General features: G+C 61.7%; 20 protein-coding genes. 4 read left to right on the top strand and 16 right to left on the bottom strand.

Going from position 1 to position 25,785, the window contains the following annotated elements:
* Positions 1 to 27: 27 nt before the first annotated feature.
* Positions 28 to 1,014 (bottom strand): UDP-glucose 4-epimerase GalE, encoded by a 987-nt coding sequence (gene galE, locus FTE24_RS21395; RefSeq protein WP_150230484.1) that lies wholly within the window; start codon positions 1,012 to 1,014, stop codon positions 28 to 30.
* A gap of 70 nt (positions 1,015 to 1,084) precedes the next feature.
* The gene (locus FTE24_RS21390) at positions 1,085 to 2,260 is read right to left on the bottom strand and encodes a galactokinase (RefSeq protein ID WP_150230486.1); all 1,176 of its coding nucleotides are present in this window, start codon (positions 2,258 to 2,260) and stop codon (positions 1,085 to 1,087) included.
* Positions 2,261 to 2,428: 168 nt separating this feature from the next.
* Between FTE24_RS21390 and FTE24_RS21385 the strand changes: the two genes are divergently transcribed.
* Positions 2,429 to 3,313, top strand: a complete 885-nt coding sequence (locus FTE24_RS21385; RefSeq protein ID WP_150230488.1) for an AraC family transcriptional regulator — start codon at positions 2,429 to 2,431, stop codon at positions 3,311 to 3,313.
* A 392-nt stretch (positions 3,314 to 3,705) separates the two neighbouring features.
* Here FTE24_RS21385 and mgrA read toward each other — a convergent pair whose 3' ends face one another.
* From mgrA to FTE24_RS21360, 5 genes are all read right to left on the bottom strand, one after another.
* Complete coding sequence (gene mgrA, locus FTE24_RS21380) at positions 3,706 to 4,710, bottom strand: L-glyceraldehyde 3-phosphate reductase (protein ID WP_150230490.1); 1,005 nt, start codon at positions 4,708 to 4,710, stop codon at positions 3,706 to 3,708.
* 96 nt (positions 4,711 to 4,806) lie between these two features.
* Positions 4,807 to 5,559, bottom strand: coding sequence for an NAD-dependent protein deacylase (locus FTE24_RS21375; RefSeq protein ID WP_150230492.1), 753 nt, complete (start codon positions 5,557 to 5,559; stop codon positions 4,807 to 4,809).
* Between the two features lie 83 nt (positions 5,560 to 5,642).
* Entirely contained in the window at positions 5,643 to 6,416 is a 774-nt protein-coding gene (locus FTE24_RS21370) for an HAD family hydrolase (protein WP_150230494.1), read from the bottom strand.
* A gap of 142 nt (positions 6,417 to 6,558) precedes the next feature.
* On the bottom strand, positions 6,559 to 7,416 hold the full coding sequence (locus FTE24_RS21365) for an alpha/beta fold hydrolase (protein ID WP_150230497.1): 858 nt from the start codon (positions 7,414 to 7,416) through the stop codon (positions 6,559 to 6,561).
* Between the two features lie 170 nt (positions 7,417 to 7,586).
* The gene (locus FTE24_RS21360) at positions 7,587 to 8,255 is read right to left on the bottom strand and encodes a bifunctional 2-keto-4-hydroxyglutarate aldolase/2-keto-3-deoxy-6-phosphogluconate aldolase (protein WP_141446409.1); all 669 of its coding nucleotides are present in this window, start codon (positions 8,253 to 8,255) and stop codon (positions 7,587 to 7,589) included.
* A gap of 371 nt (positions 8,256 to 8,626) precedes the next feature.
* Between FTE24_RS21360 and FTE24_RS21355 the strand changes: the two genes are divergently transcribed.
* Positions 8,627 to 8,878 (top strand): KGG domain-containing protein, encoded by a 252-nt coding sequence (locus FTE24_RS21355; protein WP_141446411.1) that lies wholly within the window; start codon positions 8,627 to 8,629, stop codon positions 8,876 to 8,878.
* 329 nt (positions 8,879 to 9,207) lie between these two features.
* Entirely contained in the window at positions 9,208 to 10,893 is a 1,686-nt protein-coding gene (gene ilvD / locus FTE24_RS21350) for a dihydroxy-acid dehydratase (RefSeq protein WP_150230500.1), read from the top strand.
* Positions 10,894 to 11,093: 200 nt separating this feature from the next.
* Here ilvD and FTE24_RS21345 read toward each other — a convergent pair whose 3' ends face one another.
* On the bottom strand, positions 11,094 to 12,545 hold the full coding sequence (locus tag FTE24_RS21345) for a polysaccharide deacetylase family protein (protein WP_150230502.1): 1,452 nt from the start codon (positions 12,543 to 12,545) through the stop codon (positions 11,094 to 11,096).
* A gap of 309 nt (positions 12,546 to 12,854) precedes the next feature.
* Here FTE24_RS21345 and FTE24_RS21340 point away from each other — a divergent pair, with 309 nt between their 5' ends.
* Positions 12,855 to 14,447: a catalase gene (locus FTE24_RS21340; protein ID WP_150230503.1), complete on the top strand. Its 1,593-nt coding sequence runs from the start codon at positions 12,855 to 12,857 to the stop codon at positions 14,445 to 14,447.
* Between the two features lie 115 nt (positions 14,448 to 14,562).
* Here FTE24_RS21340 and FTE24_RS21335 read toward each other — a convergent pair whose 3' ends face one another.
* From FTE24_RS21335 to sbnB, 8 genes are all read right to left on the bottom strand, one after another.
* Positions 14,563 to 16,158 (bottom strand): helix-turn-helix domain-containing protein, encoded by a 1,596-nt coding sequence (locus tag FTE24_RS21335; protein WP_150230505.1) that lies wholly within the window; start codon positions 16,156 to 16,158, stop codon positions 14,563 to 14,565.
* Positions 16,159 to 16,200: 42 nt separating this feature from the next.
* Positions 16,201 to 17,205 (bottom strand): FecCD family ABC transporter permease, encoded by a 1,005-nt coding sequence (locus tag FTE24_RS21330; protein ID WP_150230506.1) that lies wholly within the window; start codon positions 17,203 to 17,205, stop codon positions 16,201 to 16,203.
* Complete coding sequence (locus tag FTE24_RS21325) at positions 17,202 to 18,197, bottom strand: FecCD family ABC transporter permease (protein WP_150230508.1); 996 nt, start codon at positions 18,195 to 18,197, stop codon at positions 17,202 to 17,204. The genes FTE24_RS21330 and FTE24_RS21325 overlap by 4 nt, the downstream gene beginning before the upstream one ends.
* A gap of 151 nt (positions 18,198 to 18,348) precedes the next feature.
* Entirely contained in the window at positions 18,349 to 19,347 is a 999-nt protein-coding gene (locus tag FTE24_RS21320; protein ID WP_150230510.1) for an ABC transporter substrate-binding protein, read from the bottom strand.
* Between the two features lie 104 nt (positions 19,348 to 19,451).
* A complete protein-coding gene (locus FTE24_RS21315) occupies positions 19,452 to 21,455 on the bottom strand; it encodes an IucA/IucC family protein (RefSeq protein WP_150230512.1) in 2,004 nt (667 codons plus the stop codon).
* Positions 21,452 to 23,302, bottom strand: coding sequence for an IucA/IucC family protein (locus FTE24_RS21310; protein WP_160441853.1), 1,851 nt, complete (start codon positions 23,300 to 23,302; stop codon positions 21,452 to 21,454). The genes FTE24_RS21315 and FTE24_RS21310 overlap by 4 nt, the downstream gene beginning before the upstream one ends.
* A gap of 58 nt (positions 23,303 to 23,360) precedes the next feature.
* Positions 23,361 to 24,650 carry a type III PLP-dependent enzyme gene (locus FTE24_RS21305; RefSeq protein ID WP_150230516.1) on the bottom strand — a complete coding sequence of 430 codons (1,290 nt, stop codon included), beginning with the start codon at positions 24,648 to 24,650 and terminating at the stop codon, positions 23,361 to 23,363.
* Positions 24,651 to 24,718: 68 nt separating this feature from the next.
* On the bottom strand, positions 24,719 to 25,738 hold the full coding sequence (gene sbnB / locus FTE24_RS21300; protein ID WP_150230518.1) for a 2,3-diaminopropionate biosynthesis protein SbnB: 1,020 nt from the start codon (positions 25,736 to 25,738) through the stop codon (positions 24,719 to 24,721).
* Positions 25,739 to 25,785: the final 47 nt, after the last annotated feature.

Raw genomic sequence — 25,785 nt, 5'->3', positions numbered from 1 at the left:
GGCTGCCCCCGTTATCGATCTCGTTTTTTAGTCGTTATAGCCGTCCGGACGCGATTGGTGCCAGTTCCAGGCGCTGGAGATGATCGTCTCGATATTTTCGCGCGCCGGGCTCCAGCCGAGCACGGTACGCGCTTTGTGCGACGAAGCGATCAGGATCGCCGGGTCGCCGGCGCGGCGCGGTTCGGTTTTGACCGGAATTTCCTTGCCCGTGACGCGGCGCGCCGTTTCGATGATCTCGCGCACGGAGAAGCCGCTGCCGCTGCCGAGGTTGAACACGTCGCTCGCCCCGCCGTTTTTGAGATAGTCGATTGCGCGCAGATGGGCATCCGCCAGGTCGCTGACATGCAGGTAGTCGCGCACGCAGGTGCCGTCTTCCGTCGGGTAATCTTCGCCGAAGACGGAAATGTGCGAACGCTGTCCGAGCGCCGTCTGCAGCACGATCGGGATCAGATGCGTCTCCGGACGGTGGTCTTCGCCGATCTTGCCGCTGTCGTGCGCGCCGGCCGCGTTAAAGTAGCGCAGAGCGACGTAGCGGACATTCAGCACGCGATCGTACCAGCGGATCATGCGTTCCATCATCAGCTTCGTTTCGCCGTAGACGTTCGTCGGCTCGGTGCGGTCCGTTTCTTCGATCGGCGTCTTCTCCGGTTCGCCGTAAGTCGCCGCCGTGGACGAGAAGACGATCCGGCGCACATTCGCCTCGTTCATCGCTTCGAGCAGGCAGAGCGTGCCGTACATATTGTTGTCGTAGTATTTGCCGGGATTTTCCATGCTTTCGCCGACCAGCGAATTCGCCGCGAAATGGATGACGCCTTCGATCTCATTTTCCGCAAACAATTTCTTCAGCAGTTCCTTGTCGCGCAGATCGCCTTCGTACAGCTTGCCGCCCAGCAGCGCGTCCCGATGACCCGTCTGCAAATTGTCGATAACCACCACTTCTTCGCCGCGTTCGAGCAGAGCCGCCACAGTATGCGAACCGATATAGCCGGCACCGCCGGTAACCAAAATTGCCATTGTTAATTCCTCCTTGGATGATAAACGTTTTTTTGAAAAGAAAACCGAGCTGCCGTCCTTGCCCTGAAAATCAGTTTGCGCCGAGTTCTTCCACGCCTTCGCCTACGCCGCAGACATAAAATTCGCCTTCGAGGCCGGTGCGCGCCGTGTACCGTTCGCCCACTTCCGCCACGAAACGTTCCACGTCGTCTTCGTGGACCAGCGATACGGTGCAGCCGCCGAAGCCCGCCCCGGTCATGCGTGCGCCGAGCGTACCCGGGATGCGGCGCGCTTCCTCGACCATGACGTCGAGTTCTTCGCAGCTCACTTCGTACAGATCGCGCAGCGAGTCATGGGACAGGTTCATCAGGCGGCCGAATTCCTGCAGATCGTTCGCCGTGAGCGCTTCGACCGAAGCCAGCACGCGGGCATTCTCTTCGATGACGTGCTGCGCGCGATTGCGTACCGTCTCGTCGGTCAGGGCGGACTTGAAGTCTTCGAACTGCGAAGGCGTCAGCTCGGCCAGGTAGTTGAGGTCGGCTTTGCAGCTTCGGAGGCGTTCCAGCGCTTGCGTGCACTGCTCCCGGCGCTCGTTGTATTTGGAGTCGACCAGACCGCGGCGCTTGTTCGTATTGCCGATCACAAGCTTGTAGCTGCCCGTTTGAAAAGGAACGTGCTTGTATTCCAGCGTGTCGCACATGAGCAGAATCGCATGGTCCCGTTTGCCGTTGGCGACCGCGAACTGATCCATGATGCCGCAGTTGACGCCGACGAAGTTGTTCTCCGCCGCCTGCGACAGCAGGGCGATCTCGACCGTGTCGCGCTCGTAGCCGCCCATCGACAGCAGCGCGTAGCCGGTGACGACTTCGATCGAAGCAGACGACGAGAGGCCGGCTCCGTTCGGGATTTCGCCGTGGTACAGCAGTTCGAAGCCCCGGGAGACCGGGTAGCCGCGCTGCGCCAGCTCGACCATGACGCCGACCGGATAGTCGGTCCAGGCTCCGGTGCGGTTCAGCCCGATCTCGTCGACCTTGATCTGCGCTTCTTCCGGCAGATTGCTCGACGCAAGAATGATCAGGCCGTCCGCACGTTCGCGAATGACGAGCGTCGTGCCGAATTCCAGCGCCGCCGGCAGCACGTAACCGCCGTTGTAGTCGATATGCTCGCCGATCAGGTTCACGCGTCCCGGGGCATGGAACACGCGCGGTTCGATGTCCGAAGGTCCGAATTTTTCCATAAACATTTGCTTGATTTGTTCGGTATTCACTGTGCGATCACCTCATGGGTTGATTTGTCTGTCTGTGCTCTAAGTATAAAAGATAGCGTTCTTCTTGATAATGCACCGATGTGCGGACTGCATGGACTTATATGACTTTCATCCCGGCAGCGGTTATACTGGAACCCAGCTTGGCATTCAGGAAAGCGAGGAACGTCCATGACCGTAACCCCCCCTCCGGCCGCGCAGCCGCACGCCTTCTCCTACTCTGTCGCGCCGAATCCGATCTACGACGACAAAGGCATGCTGTACGTCCTGTTCGCCGGCGAGAGCCAGACGCTGCCCGAACACAAGATCGGGCCGAAGATCTACGATTATTTCCTGCTGCATATCGTGGAAGAAGGCCGGGGCGTCTTCGTGCACGACGGGCAGCCTTACGAGCTGGAAGCCGGAGACGCGTTTCTGATCCGGCCCGGCCGGCTCGTCAGCTACGCCGCCGATCCGCTGCATCCGTGGCGCTACCGCTGGATCTCTTTTGCCGGCCCGCTCGCCGAAGAAGCGGTGCACGCGGCGGGGCTGACGCCCCAACATCCCGTATTCCGCCCGGCCGCCGTATCGGACATTCCGCGCCTGCTGTCCGATACGCTGGAATCGTTCCGGTCGAGACGGGCGGGCGCGCATCTGGCTTCGCTCGGCTATCTGTACCTGATTCTGGCCGCGGCCGAAGACGTCGTGCGCGGCGATTCGGCGCTGCCCGCCGCCGATACGGCCGGAAGTCTGGCGGTCAAGCAGATGATCCGCTACATGACCGATCAGTATGCCCATCCCGTCTCGATCGAAGACATGTGCCAGAGCCTCGGGTACAACCGGGCTTATCTGTCGCGGCTGTTCAAGCAGGATACGGGCGTCGCCCCGGTCACCTACCTGCTGCGGCTGCGTATCGACAAAGCGCGCGGGCTGCTGCGCGAACGGCCCGATCTGTCGATCCAGCAGATCGCGTCTTCGGTCGGGCTGACCGACCCGCTCTATTTCTCGCGCCAGTTCCAGCGGCTGCACGGACAGTCTCCGACCGCGTACCGGGAATCGGTGCTCGGCCGGCCGTGAATCCGTTCGCTGGCCGCGCAGGAGTCCCCTCCCTAAATTAACCGCAGCGCGGCGGCAGAACCTTATTCCGGCAAGGAACCGTTTGTCGGGAAGCCGCCGGGGAGGCGCAGGTGCAGCAGGGCGCAGGTGCAAGCGCAGGTACAGGCGTAAGTACAAGCGTAGGCGCAGATACAGGTGCAGGTACAGGTGCAAGCGAGGGCTTCAAGCGTTCGACGCCGCATTTGGGCGGAAGCGGCGCTCCCCGGCACGGCAAAAACCCCCGAATCTTCCGCGCAAACGGCGGAGATTCGGGGGTTTCGCTGTTGATTTGGCCGGAATACGGCAGGCGTTCATGTTCCTGCCTGATATCGGCTTGGCCGCTTGCACGCTGCCGCCTCTTGTTCCGACTCTTGTTATTGTTCGGTTTCCGTTTTGAGGATCTTCTCGATCCGCTCCAGCTCTTCGGCGGAAAATTCGAGCTGCTGCAGCGTCTCGATATTTTCCTCGATCTGGCCGACGCGGCTTGCGCCGATCAGCACGGACGTTACGCGCTCGCCGCGCAGCACCCAGGCCAGCGCGAACTGGGCCAGGCTCTGTCCGCGCGCGACCGCCATCTGGTTGAGCGCGCGCACGCGGCGCATCGCTTCCGGCGTAATCTGCGTCTGGTTCAGGAACGGCGAAGCGCTCGCCGCGCGAGAATCTTCCGGAATCCCGTTCAGGTATTTGTTCGTCAGTAGGCCCTGCGCCAGCGGGCTGAACGCGATGCTGCCGACGCCGCTCTCGTCGAGCACGTCCTGCAGGCCGTGCTCGATCCAGCGGTTCATCATCGAATAGCTCGGCTGATGGATCGTGAGCGGCGTGCCGAGATCTTTGAGGATCGCGACCGCTTCGCAGGTCTGTTCCGCCGAATAGTTGGACACGCCTATGTACAGCGCTTTGCCGGAACGTACGATATGGTCGAGCGCTCGCATCGTTTCTTCGAGCGGCGTATCGGGGTCCGGTCGGTGATGGTAGAAAATATCGACGTAATCCAGCCCGAGCCGCTTGAGGCTCTGATCCAGGCTCGACACGAGATATTTGCGCGAACCCCATTCGCCGTAAGGGCCGGGCCACATATGGTAGCCGGCTTTAGTCGAGACGATCAGTTCGTCGCGGTAAGCTCTAAGATCGGTCGACAGCATGCGGCCGAACATTTCTTCGGCCGATCCCGGCGGCGGTCCGTAATTGTTCGCCAGGTCGAAATGCGTAATGCCGAGATCGAACGCGCGGTGCACGATGCCGCGTCCGTTCTCGTAAGCGTCGACGCCGCCGAAATTATGCCATAATCCGAGCGAGATCGCGGGAAGCTTCAGTCCCGACCGCCCGCTGCGGTTATATTTCATGTGGTCGTAGCGTTCTCCGCTCGCCTTGTATTCCATCGTTTGTCTCCATCCTTTCGTTTCGAACTTGCTTCCATCTTATCGCCGGGTGTGCCGCTTGGCAAGAAAACGATTACAACTTTTCCCTATCGGGCTTCATGCGTATCCGAGCGCTTGGCGTACGCTCTGCGCGATCGTCCCCATCGGTTCCGTGAAGCGCAGGTCGGCGTGGCTGTCGTATGGAGTCGGCGTCCGGTTCAACAGCGCCAGGCGGCCCCCCTCGAACATGCCGACGAGGCTCGCCGCCGGCTGGACGGTCAGCGAAGTGCCACCGACCAGCATGAGGTCCGCTGCTTCGATCGCGGCCGCCGCGGCTTCCAGCACGCTGGTATCCAGCATCTCGCCGTACAGCACGACGTTCGGCTTGAGCATGCCGCCGCACGCCGCGCAGCGTGGAATGCCGACGCTGTGCATGACGGCTTCCAGCCCGTAAGTCGCTCCGCACGACAGGCACGTATTGCGCAGCACGGAACCGTGCAGCTCCAGTACGTTGACGCTGCCCGCTTTTTGATGCAGACCGTCGATATTTTGCGTAATGACCGCGCCAAGCCGGCCGCTCTGCTCAAGCTCCGCCAGCAGCCGGTGCATATCGTTCGGCTGCGCGTCTTCGTACACCATGCGTTTGCGATAGAACTCGTAGAACGTGCCCGGCTGCCGGGCGAAAAACTCCCGGCTCAGCATTTCTTCCGGCGAGTAGGGAAACTCGTCGTCCCCGCTTTCGTACAGTCCGCCCGCCGAGCGAAAATCGGGAATGCCGCTTTCGGTCGACGTACCGGCTCCGCCGAAAAATACGATCCGCTTCGCTTCCCCGATCCACTCCGCCAACCTCTTCGCTTGATCTTGGACCATCCCGTTCTCCTCCTTCGTCTTCGCATCGATGTCTTCCATGTGCCCTGCGCGTCCTGCGTGCGTCTTCCTCCGCTAGATGCCAGTCAGGCGCGGGGCACGATCCCCAATTCGGCGTAGCTGCCGATCACGGCGTCGGCGCCCGCCAGATGCAGGCGCGGGCCGCCGCCCGGCGCGATCCCGATCGCCAGCGCGGCGCCGGCCCGGCGCGCCATCTCCATATCGGCGCCGCCGTCGCCGATCACGATCGCGCGGGCCGGCTCGGTGCCGAGACTCCGGCACGCCTGCAGGGCCAGATCGGGCGCCGGCTTGCCCGCGTCGACCCCGTCCCGCCCGTGGACGGAATCGAACAGGCCGTCCAGCCCGGCCCAGTGCAAATGCCGGACCGCCGCTTCCGTCGTATCCGACGTCACGACGGCCAGCTTGAGCCCGGCCTGCCGCGCCTCGCGGAGCAGGCTCGACAGGCCGGGCAGCGGCCGCACCGGCCGTTCGCGGGCAAGCCGCTCCTCCGCCGCCGCGGCAAAGCCGCGCACGGCGTCCACGCTGTCATGCCACGGCGTGCCCGCTCCGTAGAGCTGCCAGGCGAGTACGCCGGTCAGTTCCTCCGCGGTGGCGAGCGCCAGCGGCCCTCCGCGATCGTAATCGGCGATCCGGCCGTCCGGGCCCAACACGACGCCGAAAACCTGTTCGGCGCTGCCTGTCCAGCCGCCGCCCGCCGCGTGCAGCGCGGCTTCGGTCTGCTGCAGCAGGTCGTCGGCCCAGCGGCCCCACAATTCCATGAAATCGAGCAGCGTGCCGTCTTTGTCGAACAGGAGCGCTTCGCACTCGAACGCCCTGCCTCCGACTGTCAAAAAAGCCATGCCAACCCCTCCTTCCCGGGCGGACTGCATTTATGTGCGAATCCGCCAATCGACGGATGTAGATCGCAACCCTGGTCCGCCGGTTCCGTTCTTCTGCCGCTTCTTTTTTTCATTATTGCGTCATTTCGATTTCGTTATCTCGTCATTTCGCCGTCTGCGCAGGCTTGATGCCGTCCAGCCAGGCCGCGAGCAGCGTCACGGTCTGCTTCCGCTGCTCCGCGCCGGAGATCGAAGCCGGACCGTCGCCGCCCTGCTCGCCGTAGCTGCCGAACTGGCCGTGGTTGCCGCCTTTGATCTCTTCGTGCCGGGCGCCGGCCGGCAGGTAAGCCCGGCCGGTCTCGTAGCTTTCGCGGTTCAGCACTTCGTCGCCCGAAGCGGTAATCGACAGCGCCGGCATCGACGTGCCGGACAGGTCGCCTTTACTTTCCGCATAGGAGGCGAGGAAGAAAATGCCCGCGATGTCCGTCTTGTGCTCCGCCGCATACCGGGCCGCGAACGGGCCGCCGAGCGAATGGCCGCCGATGACAAAACGCTCGTCCGGATAAGCGTCAACTATTTTGTCCGCTTCATTTTGGCCAAGAAAAGCGAAATTCAGCGGCATTTTGGCAATAAACACATGCCGGCCGGTCTCCGCCAGTTCGCGGGCGAAAGCCGCGTAAGCTTCCGCTTTTACCCGGCCTCCCGGATAGAAGATAACGCCCGGCTGCTTGACCGCGCCTGCCGCTTCCGTCTCGATCGGTTCGAACTCGATCCAGTCGTCCGTCTGCGACACGGCTACCCCATCGTCGCCCTGCAGGGCCGCCCGCGCTTCCGCGGAAGGCCCGTAAGGCGTACTGACGTACACGACGGCCGCCGCGATCAGCACCAGCACGACCACGAGCAGGATCGGCAGCCATTTCTTTCTTTTTTTGCGGTATGACCCTCCTCCGCTTCGTTTCGGCGTTCCTTTTCGTTTCCCGCTTTCGAACGCCCGGATCGGCGATCTGTCTCCCGTTAACATCTTACGTCCTCCTTACGATTCGTTGGCTGTCCTCGTCCCATTATAAAGAAACGCCTCCTCCCCGGCAAAGCATCCTGCCGAAAAGTCGACGCAAAAAAAGCCCGCGCCTTCCGAATCCGGAAAAAGCTTGCGGGCTTGCGGATGTTCCCCCTGTTGGAGAAGTCCGCGGCTTAGACACTTTTCGCTTGACGGTACGCTTCGGCGTACTGCGCCGCTTTCTCGCGCACCTTGTTCATGTCGCCGGTCTTCAGCGCTTCGCTGGTCAGGTCGGAACCGATGCCGACCGCCACTGCGCCCGCCGCGATCCATTCGCCGAGGTTGGACACGGACACGCCGCCTGTCGGCATGAGATTGGCCTGCGGAACCGGTCCTTTGAACGTTTTGATGATCGAAGGATCGAACATATTTCCCGGGAAAAGTTTCATGACGTCGGCGCCCAATTCAAGCCCTTTGAGCAGCTCGGCGATTGTGACGACGCCCGGCATGATCGGAATGCGGTACATGTTGCACAGCTTGACCGTCTCTTCGTTCAGGGAAGGCGAGACGACAAAATGCGAACCCGCCATGATGGCCATGCGCGCCGTATGCGGCTCCAGCACGGTCCCCGCGCCGATGACCGCGAACCGGTCCGAATCGATCGGCTCGTCCGGGCTGTATTTGGCGCTCAGGCGCTCGATCGCTTGAAGCGCATTCGGCACGGTCATCGTGACTTCGATGACTTTGACGCCGCCCGCAATCGCCTGCTCGGCCATTTCGACGACCTGATCGGGAGAATCCCCGCGCAGTACCGCCACGACGCCGCAGTCCAGAATGCGCTGCAGCACTTTGATCTTTTTCATCAATGATTCAGTCCTCTCCGCTTACGGCCGTATACGGCAGTCCGGCCGACCTGTTCTGGATAAGTTATGTACGTTTTTCCGCCGCCTTGTACTCGCTTTCATTGTGGGGCAAACACTTTTACGGTGTCAATGCAAAAAACGGAAAAGAACCAATAACAACCTGCTTTTCGCAAAAAACGAAGCGATAAAGCGAAAAAGCGTGAAAATCTGCGAAAAAATGAAAACAGCCGCAGACCGCGCCGCTGCAAGGATTTGGAAAGAAATCCGGCCCGGGCCGGGGCTTTTTGAAGCTTGCTCGGCGTTTCATCGCAAAAACTCGGTGGTAAATAGTTTGTGCACGCGGCAATAACAACTACTGAGGAGTGATTGAGATGACAAACAGTCAGTCGAGCAACAAGAAGATGAGTCGCGAGGAAGCCGGACGTATGGGTGGAGAAGCTACGGCCAAGAAACACAGCCGGGAATTCTACCAGGAAATCGGACGCAAGGGCGGTAAAGCTACAGCCAAGTCGCACAGCCGGGAATTCTATCAGGAAATCGGCCGCAAAGGCGGAGAAGCCACTTCCAACTCGCATGACAAAGATTTTTATCGGGAAATCGGACGCAAAGGCGGACAAAAGTAATCCGCAGCCTACACGGTTTGTCCACTATTCGTTCAACTCCCTCGCGCGCGCCAAGCGAAAGAGCCGAAACCTTTATGATCAGCGTGTTCGGCTCTTTCGCCTGGGCGCGCTTTTTCGGCATGTCCGGCCCTGAATCTTCCCCCCGTTCGGGTCCGGCTTTCGCCGGCTTCCAAGCGCCCGGTCCGATTTTGTGCCTGCAGGCTGGATAAAAAGGACATCCTGTGTTAGACTGTTTAGAAAATTTAGCTTCTTTTTTTTGCGCTGCAAGCTTTGGCCGTTAACCGCGCTAAAGCAGTGCGCCAATATACCGTTGTGGGGGGAAAGACAGGATGGCACCTAAAAAAATGCGTTCCGACATGATCAAAAAAGGATTCGACCGCGCGCCGCACCGCAGTCTGCTGCGTGCAGCCGGCGTCAAGGAAGAAGATTTCGGCAAACCGTTTATCGCGGTCTGCAATTCGTATATCGATATCGTTCCGGGTCATGTGCATCTGCAGGAATTCGGCAAAATCGTCAAAGACGCGATCCGCGAAGCGGGCGGCGTTCCGTTCGAATTCAATACGATCGGCGTCGACGACGGTATCGCCATGGGCCATATCGGCATGCGCTATTCCCTGCCCAGCCGCGAGATCATCGCCGACTCCGTCGAGACGGTCGTCTCCGCCCACTGGTTCGACGGCATGGTCTGCATCCCGAACTGCGACAAGATCACGCCGGGCATGCTTATGGGCGCGCTGCGCGTCAACATCCCGACGCTGTTCGTCAGCGGCGGACCGATGAAAGCGGGCAAAGACAAAAACGGCCGCTCCATCTCGCTGACTTCGGTCTTCGAAGGCGTCGGCGCGCACCAGGTCGGCAAGATCGACGACCAGACGCTGCTGGAACTCGAACAGTTCGGCTGTCCGACCTGCGGATCGTGCTCGGGCATGTTCACGGCCAACTCCATGAACTGCCTGGCCGAAGCGCTGGGCCTCGCCATGCCGGGCAACGGCACGATTCTGGCCGTCGCTCCCGAACGCCGCGAGTTCGTCCGCCAGTCCGCGACCCAGCTCATGGAACTGATCAAGCTCGACCTGAAGCCGCGCGACATCGTGACGGTCGAAGCGATCGACAACGCGTTCGCGCTCGATATGGCGATGGGCGGTTCGACGAACACCGTGCTGCACACGCTCGCCCTCGCGCAGGAAGCCGGCATCGAATATCCGATCGAACGCATCAACGAAGTGGCCAACCGCGTGCCGCATCTGGCCAAGCTGGCTCCGGCGTCCGATTGGCATATCGAAGACGTGCATAACGCCGGCGGCGTCAGCGCCGTGCTGAACGAACTGCTCAAGAAGCCGGGCGCGCTGCATGCGGACCGGATCACGGTCACGGGCAAAACGATCCGCGAGAACGTGGAAGGCCAGGAGATCCAGAACACGGAAGTTATCCACAAGATCGACAACCCGCATTCCGAGCGCGGCGGCCTCGCCGTCCTGTTCGGCAACCTGGCTCCGGAAGGCGCGATCATCAAGGTTGGCGCGGTCGACGCTTCGGTCGGCGGCTACCACAAAGGGCCGGCGATCTGCTTCGATTCGCAGGAAGAAGCGCTTGAAGGCATCGCCAAAGGCCGCGTGCAGGAAGGCCACGTCGTCGTGATCCGCTACGAAGGACCCAAAGGCGGACCCGGCATGCCGGAAATGCTCGCTCCGACGTCGCAAATCGTCGGCATGGGGCTCGGCGCCAAAGTCGGGCTGATCACGGACGGCCGCTTCTCCGGCGCCTCCCGCGGCATCAGTATCGGCCATATCTCGCCGGAAGCGGCCGAAGGCGGACCGATCGCTTTCGTCGAAGAAGGCGACATCATCGAACTGGACCTGAACAACCGTACGATCCAGCTGGAGATCAGCGAAGAAGAGTTCGCCGCGCGCCGCGCGAACTGGAAAGGCTTCGAACCGAAAGTGAAAACCGGTTACCTCGCCCGCTACTCCAAGCTGGTCACCAATGCCAGCATGGGCGGCATCATGAAGATTTGATTTGCGGCCTCGCTGCGCGTACGGACAAGCCCGCGTAACGCGCATACCGCACGCATACCGATAGACACATACGGACAGACGAAAAAGGACTTCGATTCCCGCCGCAAGGCGGATGTCGAAGTCCTTTTTCGATACTTACGAGACGCGTAAAGCCCGGCCGCGCGATTGCGGCGGCCGCCCGCATCGACGCGGCGCGGCCGTTAGCGCACAGCGGCCGCTTCGGCAGGCGTGCCGTCGGAGCGGACCGCCGCGGCGGCCGGTTCCGGCTGCGCGTCTGCCGCTGCCGCAGATTCCCGTTCCACCGCTGCGGGACCGGTCTCGCTGCGCGCGGCCGTGCGGCGGTTTTTGCGTTTGTCCGCTTTGAAATCGCGGGTGAGCATCACTTCCATAGGCATCACCATGATCTTGGGCACGAGGAATTCGCTCTGTTCCTGCAGCCGCGCGCTGCCCGACGGGTGCATCGCCCAGAGCAGCAGCTTCAAGTACAGGCGGGTCGCCCGCGCGAACAGTCCGTCCGGCAGGTCGTGTACCTGAAATCCGAACTGTTCCGGTCCCCGGTTGATCATGCTTACCGCGTAGACCGCTTTGGCTTCGCGCAGGTCCGGGTCCCGGCGGATATGGTCGGCGATGCCGGGGAAGCTTTGTTCCGTCCCCCGGATCATCAGAATCGCCAGCTGCACCGCCGAGCGGGAACGGCTGCCGAACTCGAACAGCATCTTGTTGTCAAAATGCAGCTCCACGATCGCGTCGCCGGCATTCAGCAGCCGCCCTTCGCCGAGATCAAGCGTTTTGCCCGAGTAGCGTGTTTTGCGGAAATGGTACAGCGGCGCGTTCTCGGCTTCCTGCAGCCGGAACACGAAGCGAAAGCCCCGTTCGTACAGCAGCCAAGCGCCGACCAGCCCTTTTTTGAGCGGAGAAATTTTGCCCATTTCTTTGACACCCGCTTTCTTCGTCGTTTCCATCAGACGTTCGATCGTCACGCTGCTGAGCCCTTTGGCGTAAGCTTCTTCCAGAAAACGTTCGAGCGCGCGCAGCATATTTTCCGGCGCTTTGTCGTTCGCTCCGAGCGTCGCGCCGCAGTCGTGCAGCACGAGCACTTCGCCGCCGCGCATTTTGCGGCGCAGCCGCTTGAGCAGCCGTTCTTCGCCGAGCCGCTTGCGCCAGTCGCCGAATATGCCCGACCAGAGCACGAGCTTCAGTTCATGCCGCCCGACGAGGTCAAACAGGTTCACGATCCCCCACGGCGGACGGTAATAAATAGCGCGCTGCCCGGTGACCCGCTCGATCACTTCGTTCGTCCGGTTCACCTGCTTGCGCACGGAACCCGGCCGCATCAGCCAGTTGGTCCGGTGGACATAGTTGTGGATACCGATCGCATGACCTTCGGCCTGCATCCGACGGAGCAGTTCGGGATGCTGCGCCGCATGCGAACCCACAACAAAAAACGTGGCTTTCGCCCCGTATCGTTTCAATAAATCGAGCAGCTGCGCCGTGTAACGGGGGTCCGGTCCGTCATCGAACGTCAGCGCGAGTTCCGTCCCGCTTTTTCCTTTGCGAAAAGCCCGGAAACCGAAAATCCGGCTGATCAAGCCCGGAATGAACGCATAAAAGGAAGAGAGGTAAAAAAGCCATATCAGCAAGGTCGTTTCCATTTCCGCGCTCCGTTTCTTCATCCAAATAAATTCGAGCAACTCTATTCGAGCAAAAGTCCGGTTCGTCTATTGCTCGCCATGCCATCACTTTATTTTATCATAGCTCCTTCTCGAATCAATGCCCAAATACGGACTATCCCCATATGCCTTCCCGGCGCTCGCCGAAACCGGAATGAAGGTTGCATGAAGGGTTCTCCCCTGCCGTTTTAACGTCTGCCGCTCCGGGTATATGGTTTGCGTATGCCCATAATCTGTAAGTCTTTGGAACAGGCCGCATCCATTATTCGAACGATGGAAAGGGGACTTCTCATGACCGACGAACAAAAACCGAACCAGGACGCCGAACAGGAAAACGACATGACGTTAACGACCCGCCAGGGACATCCCGTCCGCGACAACCAGAACGTACGCACGGTAGGCAGCCGGGGACCGACGACGCTGGAAAACTATCAGTTCCTGGAAAAGATTACCCACTTTGACCGCGAACGTATCCCCGAACGGGTCGTTCACGCACGCGGAGCGGGCGCGCACGGCGTCTTTACCGCGTACGGCACAGCCGGAGACGAGCCGGTATCGAAATATACCCGCGCCAAGCTGTTCCAGGAAGAAGGCAAGGAAACGCCGGTGTTCGTCCGCTTTTCAAGCGTCATCCACGGCGGACATTCCCCGGAAACGCTGCGCGATCCGCGCGGGTTCGCCACGAAGTTCTATACGGAAGACGGCAACTGGGATCTGGTCGGCAACAACCTCAAAGTGTTCTTTATCCGCGATCCGCTGAAGTTCCCGGACATGGTGCATGCGTTCAAGCCGGACCCGCTCACGAACGTGCAGAGCATGGAACGCTTTTTCGACTTCGTCTCGCTCAGTCCGGAAGCGACCCATATGGTCACGTTCCTGTTCTCGCCGTGGGGCATTCCCGCCAACTATCGGCAGATGCAGGGTTCGGGCGTGAATACGTACAAATGGGTCAACACGGAAGGCGAAGGCGTGTTGGTCAAATACCACTGGGAACCGCTGAAGCAGGGAATCAAGAACCTGAAGCAAAAAGAAGCCAACGAGATCCAGTCCACCAACTTCAACCATGCCACGCTGGATCTGTACGAAGCGATCGAACGGGGGGATTACCCGGAGTGGGAGCTGTGCGTACAGATCATGGAAGACGGCGAGCACCCGGAGCTGGACTTCGATCCGCTCGACGATACGAAGCTGTGGCCGCCGGAGCAGTTCCCGTTTCTTCCGGTCGGCAAAATGACGCTGAACCGCAATCCCGAAGATTACTTCACGGAAGTCGAGCAGGCGGCGTTCGGTACGGGCGTGCTCGTCGACGGGCTGGACTTCTCGGACGATAAAATGCTGCAGGGCCGCACGTTCTCCTACTCCGACACGCAGCGCCACCGCGTCGGGGCGAACTATTTGCAGCTGCCGATCAACGCGCCCAAGACGCATGTCGCCACCAATCAGAGCGGCGGACAGATGCAGTTCAAAGTCGATCGCGCACCGGGCCAAAATCCGCATGTCAATTACGAACCGTCGTCCATGGGCGGCCTCAAGGAAGCGCCGAAGCCGGGCAAAGACCATGAACCGGAATACCATGCGAAGCTGGTCCGAGCGCCGATCGACCGTCCGAACAACTTCGGACAGGCCGGCGACACCTACCGCTCGTTCGAAGACTGGGAGCGCGACGAACTGATCGACAATCTGGTCGGCGCTCTCTCGCCGTGCAAATCCGATATTCAAGAGCGGATGATCGATTACTTCACCCAGGCCGACGCCGATTACGGCAGACGCGTCTCCGAAGGACTGGTCTCCGCCAAGTCCGAAGAGTCGGCCGACGGTCAGGCGAATCCGCACAAAGCCGTCGAACAGTCGCAGGAAAAAGGCCGCGAAGCCGGCCCTTACTGAGCCTGCCGCCTGTATGGCTCCTCTCTTCCCGAGCAGCGATCGGCACACCAAAAAGAGCTTTGGACTTGTAGTCCAAAGCTCTTTGGCGTGCTCCGCGCCAGCGACCCGGGCAGCTTCATCGGGCAGCGTCCGCGCCGCCGAGCGTTCGCCGCAGTTCGTTCATGATGCGCTGCCGGCCGAGCGGCGTCCAGCTCATCGCGAACCAGTTCGGAATATCGTACACGTTGCCCTGCTTGACCGCTTCCGCCGCCGACCAGGCCGACGTTCCCGTCAGCTCCCGGTAACGGTCCGCGCTGCCGGCCAGCACGTGATGCTGATGGATAAACAGATGTTCCGCTTCCAGCACGGGCAGCGCTTCGGGCGGCATCTCCAGACGCCAGACTTCGCGCGGAGTCTGCGTGCAGGGCTTCAACCCCAGCTCGCCGTACACCAATTCGTTCAGCGGATGCTTCGCCCGCCCCTGAATGCCGACGGTGCGATGGTTGACCTGCAGCATCGTCAGGCGCTCCGAGCCCAGCGTGCGGCGCAGTTCACGGCCCGTAATCTCCGCCTGCATATACAACCGGGTCAGCATTTCCGAAGCTTCCCGTTCCCGGCCTACCAATTCGGCGATCTGCTCGAAATTGCGCTTCCAGTCCCAGACCGAGAAATCGAGAAATACCGGCGCGGCCGTGCGCTTGAATTCTTCCTCGAACTCGGTATGGTACTCGTCCGCGACGATCAGATCCGGCTTGGCTTCGCGCAGCCGCATGAGCTGGTCCGCGAGCCGCTCGGCGTATTCGTCGTCGCTTTGCCCGGGATAGCGGAACAGGTCGACCGTGCATACAGGCTCGATCTCGATCGACGTCAGATGATCGTGCAGGCTGAGCGACGAAGCGACCGCGACTTTGAGCGTGCCGCGCTTCATGTAGAGCGACGGCGATACGCCGACCCGCCGCTGGAACATGCGGCTGAAATAAAATTCGCTGCGGAACCCGACTTCCGCCGCGACTTCCTTGACCCGGGCGTCTTTGCCGTTCAGCATCCGCTTGCCGTGTTCCATACGGACCCGGTTCAAATATTCGATCGGCGTCGTCCCCGTCTCGTGCCGGAACAACCGCGAGAACGCCGGGCCGGACATCTCGCCCGCGGACTCGGCCAGCTGCTCGATGCTCAGCTTCTGCTTATAATGCAGATTCATATAAGCCAGGCTGCGCTGAACCCGCTCGTCGACGGCCGCCGCCGGAGGTTCGCTGCGCATCAGTTCATGCAGCAGCTGCTCCAGTTGAAGCCGCCCGGAAAAAGAATGCCGCGCCGGTTCCCGCCGGCCCGACTCGTGCAGCCGCTCGAACGCCTGCAGCATGGACTGCGGCCGGTGCACGGGCAGCCGTCCCGGCGACAGCGGACCGGGCAGCAGCGGCAGCAGCTCTCCCTCGCAGCGTCCGCTTGAGCGGGACAGCCGCATCGGCTCGAAGCGGACGGCGTAATAGTCGAAGCTGCCGCTTCCTTCGGGAATGTCCAACACCATACCGGGCACGAGCAGATACAGCTGGAACGGCTTGATTTTGTGCAGAACGCCGTCCAGCAGGATGACGCCTTCTCCTTCGACGACGAAGCCGAGCAAATAAGCGGAAATGCGTATTTGCCCGGACCGTCCCGATCTGGGCAGCTTGCGCTTGCTGGCCCACGACAACAGGTACATGCGCTGCGCTTCGTTCAACTGGGATGTCATGCGTCGGGCAACCGCCTCTCATTGGCTTGCTGTTTATGTTCATTATAGCGATCTGCGGCCAACCAGCAAATACAGCATGTAAGGCGCGCCGACCAGGGCGGTGATCAATCCGGCGGGAATTTCGTGCGGGGCGAACAGCTGCCTGCCGATCAGGTCGGCCGACATGACGATCAACCCGCCGAGCAGCGCCGCGGCGGGCAGGCGAACGAAGCTTCGCACGCCGACCAGACTTCGGGCCATATGGGGCGCCATCAGGCCGACAAAACCGATCGTGCCTACCATCGATACGGCCGAACCGGCCAACCCCGTGCTGATCAGCAGGAAAGCGATCCGCATCGGCTCCAGCCGGACGCCAAGCCCCGCCGTCGATTCGGTATCGAGCAGGAAAGCATCGAGCGCGACCGATTTGCTCAGCAGCAGCGCGAACAGCAGAAGCAGCCACGGCAGCAGCGGCCAGAAATGTTCCCACGTTCGGCCGTACAGGCTGCCGGCCATCCAGATCGACGCCTGGGACACGCGGAAAATTTGGCCGGCTGTCAGCAGATACGTGATCAGCGCTCCGGCGATCGCCGAAATGCCGACGCCGATCAGCAGGATGCGAGTCGTCGGATCGCCGCCCCTGCCGCGGACGGACAAGCCGTACACGAGGCCGACGGCGAGCAGCGCTCCGCCGAAAGCGACCCAGGGCATCGCCCGCAGCGGTACGGACGGAACGAGCACCAGAGCGGTGACGACCGCGGCGGCGGCTCCCGCGTTCAGGCCGATCACGCCGGGCGAAGCCAGCGGATTGCGCGTGACGACCTGCAGCACGGCGCCGGCCAGCGCCAGACCGCAGCCGGCCAGAAATCCGGTCAGCACGCGCGGCAGCCGGAGTTCGAAGATCGTGAACCGGTATTCCGGATCGCCGAAGCCGGTCAGGCTGCGCAGCACTTCGAGCGGCGGCACGGAACGTTCGCCGAGCATGACGCTCAGCACCAGTACGGCCAGGTTCAAAGCAATCAGCACGATCCCTACGGCCGCGGTACGCTTGCGCGTCTGGGGCCTCATAGCGATTTCTCCTTGCGCCCGGCCAGATAGATCAGGAACGGCGCCCCGAAAAAGGCCGTGACCACGCCGACCGGAATCTCCCGGTCCGGCAGCACGAACCGGGCCGCGATATCGGCCGAGAGCAGCAGCAGCGCCCCGAGCGCCGCGGCGCACGGAATGACCCAGCGGTAATCGCCGCCGGTCAGGCTTCGCGCAATATGCGGCACGGCCAGGCCGACGAACCCAATCGGTCCGGCGATCGCTACGGCGCCGCCGGCCAGCAGCACGACCGCCGCGATAGCGGCGATCCGAATCGCGCCCATGCGCTGGCCCAGATTGCGGGCCACTTCTTCGCCGAGCTTGAACACGTTCAGCGGATGGCTCAAGACGAGCGCGATCAGCAGCCCGACAAGCAGGTAAGGCAGCACCTGCAGCAGCAGCGCCATATCCCGGCCCGTCAACGAACCGGCCAGCCAGAATCGCATCGTGTCCAGCGACTGTTCGTTCAGGATCAAAATGCCCTGCGTCAGCGAAGCGAACAGCAGGTTCAGCATAGATCCCGCCAGCACCAGCTTGACCGGGGACAGGGAGGGTCTGCTCGCCGCGCCGAGACCCAAGACGAGCAGGCCCGCAAACGCCGCGCCGAGCAGCGAAGAAGCGGCGAACAGCTGCAGCGAAGAAGTGCCGAGCCAGAACGAAGCCAGCACGGCGGTCAGCGCCGCGCCGTAATTGATGCCGAACAGCTCCGGCCCGGCCAGCGCGTTGCGGCTGATTGCCTGCATCAAGCAGCCCGCCACGGCCAGCGCGCTGCCCACGATCACCGCGATAACGGCTCTCGGCAGCCGGACCGTCCGGATAATAAGCTGCTCGCGCGAACCGTCGAACGCGCCGAACGCGTCCAGCACCGAGCGCAGCGGAACCGGCACGATGCCGAGCGTGAGGCTGCCGGCGAACGCCAGCGCCGTGAGCGCCGCGAGCAGCGCCAGCAGGCTCCATCCCCTACTTTTTGTCATGGTGGTCTCTCCTTCCAATCCGATCATGCAGAAAAATTGGATCGTCGCGGGGACGACCCAATTTGCGGGCAAACTTATAGCTGCGACCCCCGCCTGGCGAGGCGAGCCGGCGAAAAATTCTGTCCGCGGCCGGCAGGCTGCGGACGATCCCTTACGAAGGATGAACGACGTGCGTATCCAGGTCGTCCAGCACTTTGTTCGCCGCCTGAATGCCGAGTCCGCTCAGCCAGTATTCCCAGTTGACCGGATAGACGCGTTTGTTCTGCACCGCTTTGAGCGTCGCGAACAGCGCGCTTTGCTCCAGCTTCGCGAAAGCGTCCGGTTCCCGGTCGAACCACAAAATGACGTCTCCGTCGAGATCGGCGATCTGCTCTTCCGTCACGTCTTTGGAAAATTCGGCGGCCTGCTGCGCCGCCGGACGGACGACGCCGGCATCCCGCATGATCGTGCCCGCGAACGTCTCGGTCAAATAAATCTGGATTTTGTCTTCGCGCGGACGGATCAGCGACACTTCCGCAGGCTGCTGCGCCGCCAGTTCTTCGCCCATCTTCGCGGCACGCTGCTCGTACGCGCTCAGCAGTTCGGCGCCTTCCTTGCTTTTGTTGACGGCGTCCGCGTGCAGCTGCAGGTTTTCTTTCCACGTGACGCCCAGCGTCTCCACGAACACGGTCGGCGCGATCTGCGCCAACTGCGCGTGGATCGCGTCATGCGTATCTTTGTTGCCGATAATGAGATCCGGCTTCAACGCGTCGATCGCTTCCAGATTCGGCTCGTTGACCGAACCGATATTCTCGATCCCGTCCGTGCCGGGCAGGTAAGCCGGATACGGATCGCCGGCTGCCAAAATGGACGGTGCCCCGACAGGCTTTACGCCCATTTGCAGCAAATTGTCCAGCGCGCCGATGTCCAGCACGACGATTCTTGCCGGATTCGCCGGCACTTCCGCTTCGCCGTAGGCATCTTTGACCTTGCGCGTATCACCGGTCTCGGTCTCGGCCGCCGCCTGCTGCGGCTTCGCTTCGGCGGCCGGATCGGCCGCGCCGGCTCCCGGATTGCCGCACCCGGCAAGAAGCAGGACCAAAGCGGCCAACAGCACCGCGTTCATCCAGAAAAACGTTCCTTTTTTCTGTCTGTTGCTTTGAATAGACATAGCGCCCCCTCTTTCCTCGGTAAACTCCAACTAATAATGATTCTCATTATTAATAAAAAGATACCCGATCATGCTTGCTTAGTCCATGCAATAATCTTTCGATCTCATACACTTTTTGATTGCGTAGGCGTAGGTACAGCCGTTTTGGCGCGGCTTTCGCGGCTTGCTTCGGCTAGCGGATTGGGCACCTGATGCATATGGAGTTCGTCGTCGGCGTACATCCTGCGCTTCGTCAGCTGTTCCACGCCGATCGTGGCCGCAAACGGCGACAGCAGCTCGTACCGCTCCCGGTGCTCGGGGAAACGGCGCTGGTACGAGGCGATAACGGCGTGCACTTCGGTCCAGAACCAAGTCTCCGACAGACCGTAATGCTTGTGCATAAACAGCGCCAATTCCCCGAGATTGATGAAGAAAAAAGCATCGTGCACGAAGTCCCGCACCTCCGCCGGATCGTCCGCGACCAAAAAGGAATTGCGGTTCACCCGGCGGTGGTATGCCGGTACGTCCGCAAGGGTGGGACAGCGGTCCGGCTGCGCCAGCAGCTCGGGCTTGAAGCGGATACCGTCGTGAAAATCTTTGAGCGCGATCCGCACGGGCCAGCCTTCTTCATGAATAAGCAGCATATTTTGCGCATGCGATTCGAAAGCGATCCCGTGGGCGAACAGCCAGTGAATGATCGGCAGCACCGATACGTTCAGCAGCTGTTCCAACCAATTGGCCGTCCCGTGCCGCCGGACCCAGGCGTCGATAAACGGCCGCCCTGCGGCATCCACGCAGCAGAGTCCGTTAAACGGCATGGACGCTTCGCCGCCCTGCAGCCGCGTCTGCACGCTCTCGCGCCAGATGCACGACAGGACGCCGTAGCCGTCCGCTCTGCGTTCATCGGGCAGATGGCCGTTGTCGTACGCCGCGCCGGCGATCTCGCCCAGCAGAATGAGGCGCAGCTCGTCCCGAAGATAGGCGTCGCGGCTGGCGAGGCCCTGCAGCCAGTCCGTAATGAGCGGGGCATTTTGCGCCGTATGCGGCGCAATGACCCGGCTCGTGGACGTATTGACGATGCTGAGCGACAGCTTCAGCGAATACGCCTCCGGCCGCGAGCGGTTGGCCAGCGTGCGGATCGACTGCTGCGCCGTATAGACGTCGTCCGTTTCGCCGAGCAGAATCAGGCTGCCCTGCCGGATCTCGTCCGCCAACGCCGAAGAGATCACGCTGCGCCACTGCCAGGGATGGACCGGCACGATCCCGTAATCGCGTTCGTCCGCGCCGGCCTGCCGCAGCTTGCGCCGGAATCCGGCATAGACCGCTGCGCCCGACTGATCCGCGATCCAGCCTTCTTCTCCGCCGGAGCCGGCGAGCGAAGCCGAGAAGCCGAGCCGCAGCCGCTCCCGGCGCACGGCGAGCCAGATCGGCCGAATACTCTCTCCGAATTCCGGGCCGTACGCCAGCTGGTCTTCCACCCGGAAGCCGAGGCGCGATTTGTAGCTCGGATGATACGGATGCCCGTCGATCAGCCGCTGCTCCCAATCTTCGTCCGACGGCGCGGCGGGCAGCCCTTGCCGGAAGCGGACCGCGTTCCAATGCCGGGCCAGCGTATCGTTGAGCAGCGTCTGTTCCAGTTCCCGGATAAAAGACAGCCGTTTCGCCGGGTCGGGCGTGCCGGACAGCATAATCTCCAGCAGAAACAAAGCGATCGACCGGGCTTCTTCCGCCGCGGGCCGGGCTTCCTCCGCCAATTCGGCAGCCGATTCGTCCGCCGCCTGCGCGGCTGCCGCTCCGGCGTCCGACACGGCTGTCGGCCTGCGCTCCGCGCTGCCGGACGGCCGTGGGGCTTCGCGCTGCAGCGGTTCGTCCGTCAAGCGCAGCCGGCCGAACGTCAGATGCGCTCGGCCGGTGCAGCGATAAGCGACCGGCCGGCCTTCGGCGTCGCGTCCCGCCAGTGTCCATACCATCAACCCATCCGGGCCGGCCGTTTCCGACGCTTCGACGATCCCTTCGTACAGCAGCGATTCGACGAGCTGCTTGAATATGCGTCTGCGCGCGGCGGCATCGTGCGGCGACGATAACGCTTCGGCATACCGATCGCGCTCCCGATTTTCTTTTTTCCTCATTCAGGTCCCGCTCCTTCCGCTCGTGGCGCTTGATCCGGCTGTACCGGCCTGTGTCTATGCAGCGGATTGGCCGCGCGGTGCACGCAGTCGCCCGGCCCTTCGTGCAGGCGCCTGCGGGTCAACTGCTCCACTTCGATATCGGCGGAAAAAACGTCGAACTGCGCATACCGCTCGCTCTGTTTCGGGAAACGTCCCTGATAATCCAGCACCGCTTCCGCCACCAGACTCCACCAAGCCTCTTCGCTCAAGCCGTACTGTTTTTCCATAAAAAACGCCAGTTCCGTCAAATGGATAAACAGCAGCGCATCCAGCATGAAGTCTTTCACTTCGTCGGGACGTTCTTTTTCCAGAAACGAATTGCGGTTCACCCCGTGGTGATTGGCCGGCGGATAATCGACGCCCGGATAACCGAACGGATGCGGCAAAGACGGGCAGTACCGCACGCCGTCGTGAAAATCTTTGAGCGCGATCCGGGTCGGCCATCCGTTCTCTACGATCACAATCATGTTCTGCGCATGCGATTCCAGACCCGCCCCGTAAGCATAGAGCAGATGCAGCAGCGGAGCCGTCGCCACGGCAATGAGCTGCCGGCACCAATTTTCCAGTCCGTGCTGCCGAATCCACGGATCGATCGTCGGCTCGCCCGCACGTTCCAGCCGGGTGAGCATATTGAACGGAAACGCCGCTTCGTCGTCCGTCAGATGCGGATGCAGGCTTTCGCGCCAGATCGCGCCCAGCGAACCGTACACGCTTTGCTCCAGCAGGTCCGGCAGCTTCTGGTGGTCGTACGAGATGCCGACGATTTCCCGCAGCACGATCAGACGGAGTTCCGTATGCAGATAAGGATCTTCCTCCGCCATCCGGCCAATCCAGTCGGAGACGCGGGCCGCGTTCAGAATCGTATGCTGCGCCAAAATGCGGCCCGAAGACGTATTCACGATATTCATCGGCAGCTTGACGTAAGGTTGGTCCGGCCGATCAAGATTGGTCAGCGTGCGGATCGACTGCTGGGGACGGTACCTGTCTCCGGCCCGGCCGAGAAAGATCAGCTGTCCGGACGAGAGTTGATCCAGGCAGGCGGTCGACAGAACCCGCTCCCACTGCCACGGATGCACCGGCACGCACGCATAGTCTTCCAGACTCGCGCCCGGCGCCGCTGCGCCGAACAGGCGGCCGATCCGTTCCGATTCGGCGGTACCCAGTTGTTCCCGGACAAAAGCTGCGTAACTGCCGATCGAAGCCGACGTCGACAAGCGCACCGCGTCATGCCGGATCGCGATCCAGACCAGCTTGAATTCCGGGCTGAATTCCGGTCCGTACGCCCGGTTGTCGGCCAGCGTAAAACCGATCCGCGATTTGTAGCACGGATGGTACGGATGACCTTCGGTCATCGCCGATTCCCAGCCATCATAGTCTTTGTCGTACGGACCGGGCCGGCTTGCCGGTTCGGCTGCGGACTGGGCGTCTTTCCACAGCGTCTGCTGCAGCTCGTTCACGAATCGTACCAGCAGATGGGCGGGCGCGCCGATCCGTCCGGACAATTCGTGCACGAACAGGGCGACCGATTCCGCTTCGGCGGCGCTTTCCGCGCCGATCCGCAGCACAGGCCGATCGGACAGCCGGATACGATCGAAACTTAGTTTTCGCGCGGCCCGGAACACGTACTGCACCGCTTGCCCTTCCTCCGTTTGTCCTTCCAGTGTGTATTCCCGCTCCGCCGCGTCCGTAATAATCGGATCCCGAATCATTTGTTCGTAGAGCAGAGACTCGATCAGCTGCCGGAATACGCGCCGCCGAACGGCGGTCATCTCCGCCGACCCGGCAAGCGCCGCTGTCAAACCGTCCATCGCGCACCTCCTCCAAATATAGGGACTTTCGTCCGTCGTCTGCTTCCGTCCGTCTTCTTCATTCCCGCAAATAGACATGCCCGGGATGCGGATGGCTCAGAAAATCGTGATGCGAAATCGCCCAGCCGTAAGCGCCCGCATACCGGAACAGCAGTACGTCGCCTACCCGGACGCCGACGTTTTCGGCTGCCGAAACTTCGCTGGCCAGCACGTCTTTGGGCGTGCAGAGCTGGCCGACGACCGTATACGGCGCGTTCGGCGGAAGCCCCGGCCGGTCGTAGGCGTGCGGCCACTCGTCGATCGGCAGCACTTCGAACGGATGGCTGTGCTGCCAGGACGACGGCAGCCTGAAATGGTGCGTCCCGCCGCGCACGACGACGTAATTGCGGCCGTGATTGCTTTTCACGTCCAGCACTTCGGCAGCGTAATACCCGCTCGAAGCGGTGAGGTACCGTCCGCATTCAAGCAGCAGCGTCGTCTCCGGCGGCAGCGCCCGCTCCAGCACGGAAGCCAGTCCGCCGGCGAACAGCGCGCCGTCGAACTGCTGTTCGAGCTGCGCGTAATTGACACCGATACCGCCTCCGGCATTGAGATACCGCAGCGGATAGCCGTACCGCTGCGTCCATTCCTGCGCGAAGCGGCAGTAATAGTCCACCAGCTTCACGTGCTGCTCCGCGTCCAGATTGTTGGACAGGGAATGGAAATGCAGCCCTTCCACCCGAATATGCGTCAGCTTCGGAAGCTGCTCCATGACGTGCGGAAGCATGCTTTCGTCGATTCCGAATTGGGTCGGGCGTCCGCCCATCGCAAGCGTCGCATGCGGCAGCGGACCTTTGAGGTTGATGCGCAGCAGCACGGACACGGCCGTGCCGCGGCGGCCGGCCAGATCGTCCAGCTTGCGCAGCTCATGCAGGCTCTCGGCGTGAATAAGCCGTACGCCGTGCCGGATCGCGCCTTCCAGCTCGGCTTCCGTCTTGCCGGGTCCCCCGAACAGGATCGGGATTGTCGCGGACACTTCCCGCACTTTCTCGACTTCTCCCAACGAAGCGACTTCGAACCCGTGCACGACCGGAGCCAGAGCGCGCAGCACTTCCTGTTCGGAATTCGCTTTGATCGCATAGAACAGCTCGGTCCGGGCAGGCAGCCGGCGAACCAGATCGCTGACATGCTCCGCCAACCGGGCAAGATCGCGCACATAAGCGCACAGCGGTTCGCCGGGCCGCTTCAGTTCGCGCACGCAGGCGCGCACGCGGGCATCCGACCGCTGCTGCGCCGACGAATCGCGGGCCGCCGTTTGTTCCGGATTGCGCGACTCCGCATCCCGTCGTTGCGCATCCGACGTTTCCATGTCCCGTGGTTCCGCATCCCGTCGTTCCGTTCGTCGTTCCGTATCCCGCTGCCCCGTATCCCGTTGTTTTACATCCATAACCGCGTCCCTTTGCCCTGCGCGAGCGCCCGCTTGTACACTTCCGCCGCGCTGGAGATGTCTTCGATCGCCATCCCCATCGGGTTCAGCACGATGATCTCGTCTGCATGTTCGCGGCCGGGCTTGTCGCCCGCGACGATCTCGCCCAATTCGGCGTGCAGCCGTTCCCGGGAAAAAGAACCTTCCTGCACGAGCTGATGCAGCGTTTTTTTCTCCCGATTCGCTTGATCCCAATCGTCCACGACCACTTTGTCGGCTCCGAGGAAAACGTCTTTGTGCAAATCCATGATCGAGATATTGCTGATAAACGTGCCTTTGGATATCCAGGCGTACGGAATATGCGGGCTTGAAGCAACCGTGGCCGTAATCAGCACTTCGGCTGCCCGGACGGCATGTTCGGACGTTTCCGCTATTTCGATCGTCACCTGCGGGAACCGAAGCCCGATCTCCGCCGCCAACCGGCTCGAAGCTTCGGCGTTCAGGTCGAACAGGTACAGCTTGCCGATCGTTTCGAACTGCTCAAGCAGCGAGACGATCTGCATTTTGGCGATCACGCCGCAGCCGATCACGCTAACGGTACCGAAGCCCGGCCTGGCCAAATGTCTGGCTCCGATCACCGTGACGGCCGCCGTGCGCATGCCGCTGATCAGGCTGCCTTCCAGGACGGCGACCGGGTAATTGCTGTCCGGATCGTTGAGAATGATCAGGGCGCTGGCCCGCTCTTTGTCCCGTTTCTGCGGATTGTCGTGCTTGCTGCCGATCCATTTCAGTCCGCTCATGGCGACGTCGCCGCCGACGTGGGCGGGCATGGCGATGATCCGGTCGGCGATATGTCCGTTCGCTTCGTCGACGCGCAAATAAGGCTTCAACGGCTGCACCGTTTCTTGGCGGGCATGCAGCTCCAGCGCCCGGGTAACGGCTGTGACATAAAGATCGGAGCGAAGCCCTTCAAGATCTTCGATATCCTGTTTGCTCAAAAAGAGCAGGCTGTGCGTTTGAACGACGCTCATGTGCGATTCCCCCTTGTGGTTTGTACGAATATTCGGTCGGCTGTCGG

Origin of the sequence: Saccharibacillus sp. WB 17 (assembly GCF_008634075.2) — a bacterium.
Taxonomy (GTDB): domain Bacteria; phylum Bacillota; class Bacilli; order Paenibacillales; family Paenibacillaceae; genus Saccharibacillus; species Saccharibacillus brassicae.
This window is presented reverse-complemented; position numbering and strand designations above follow the sequence as displayed.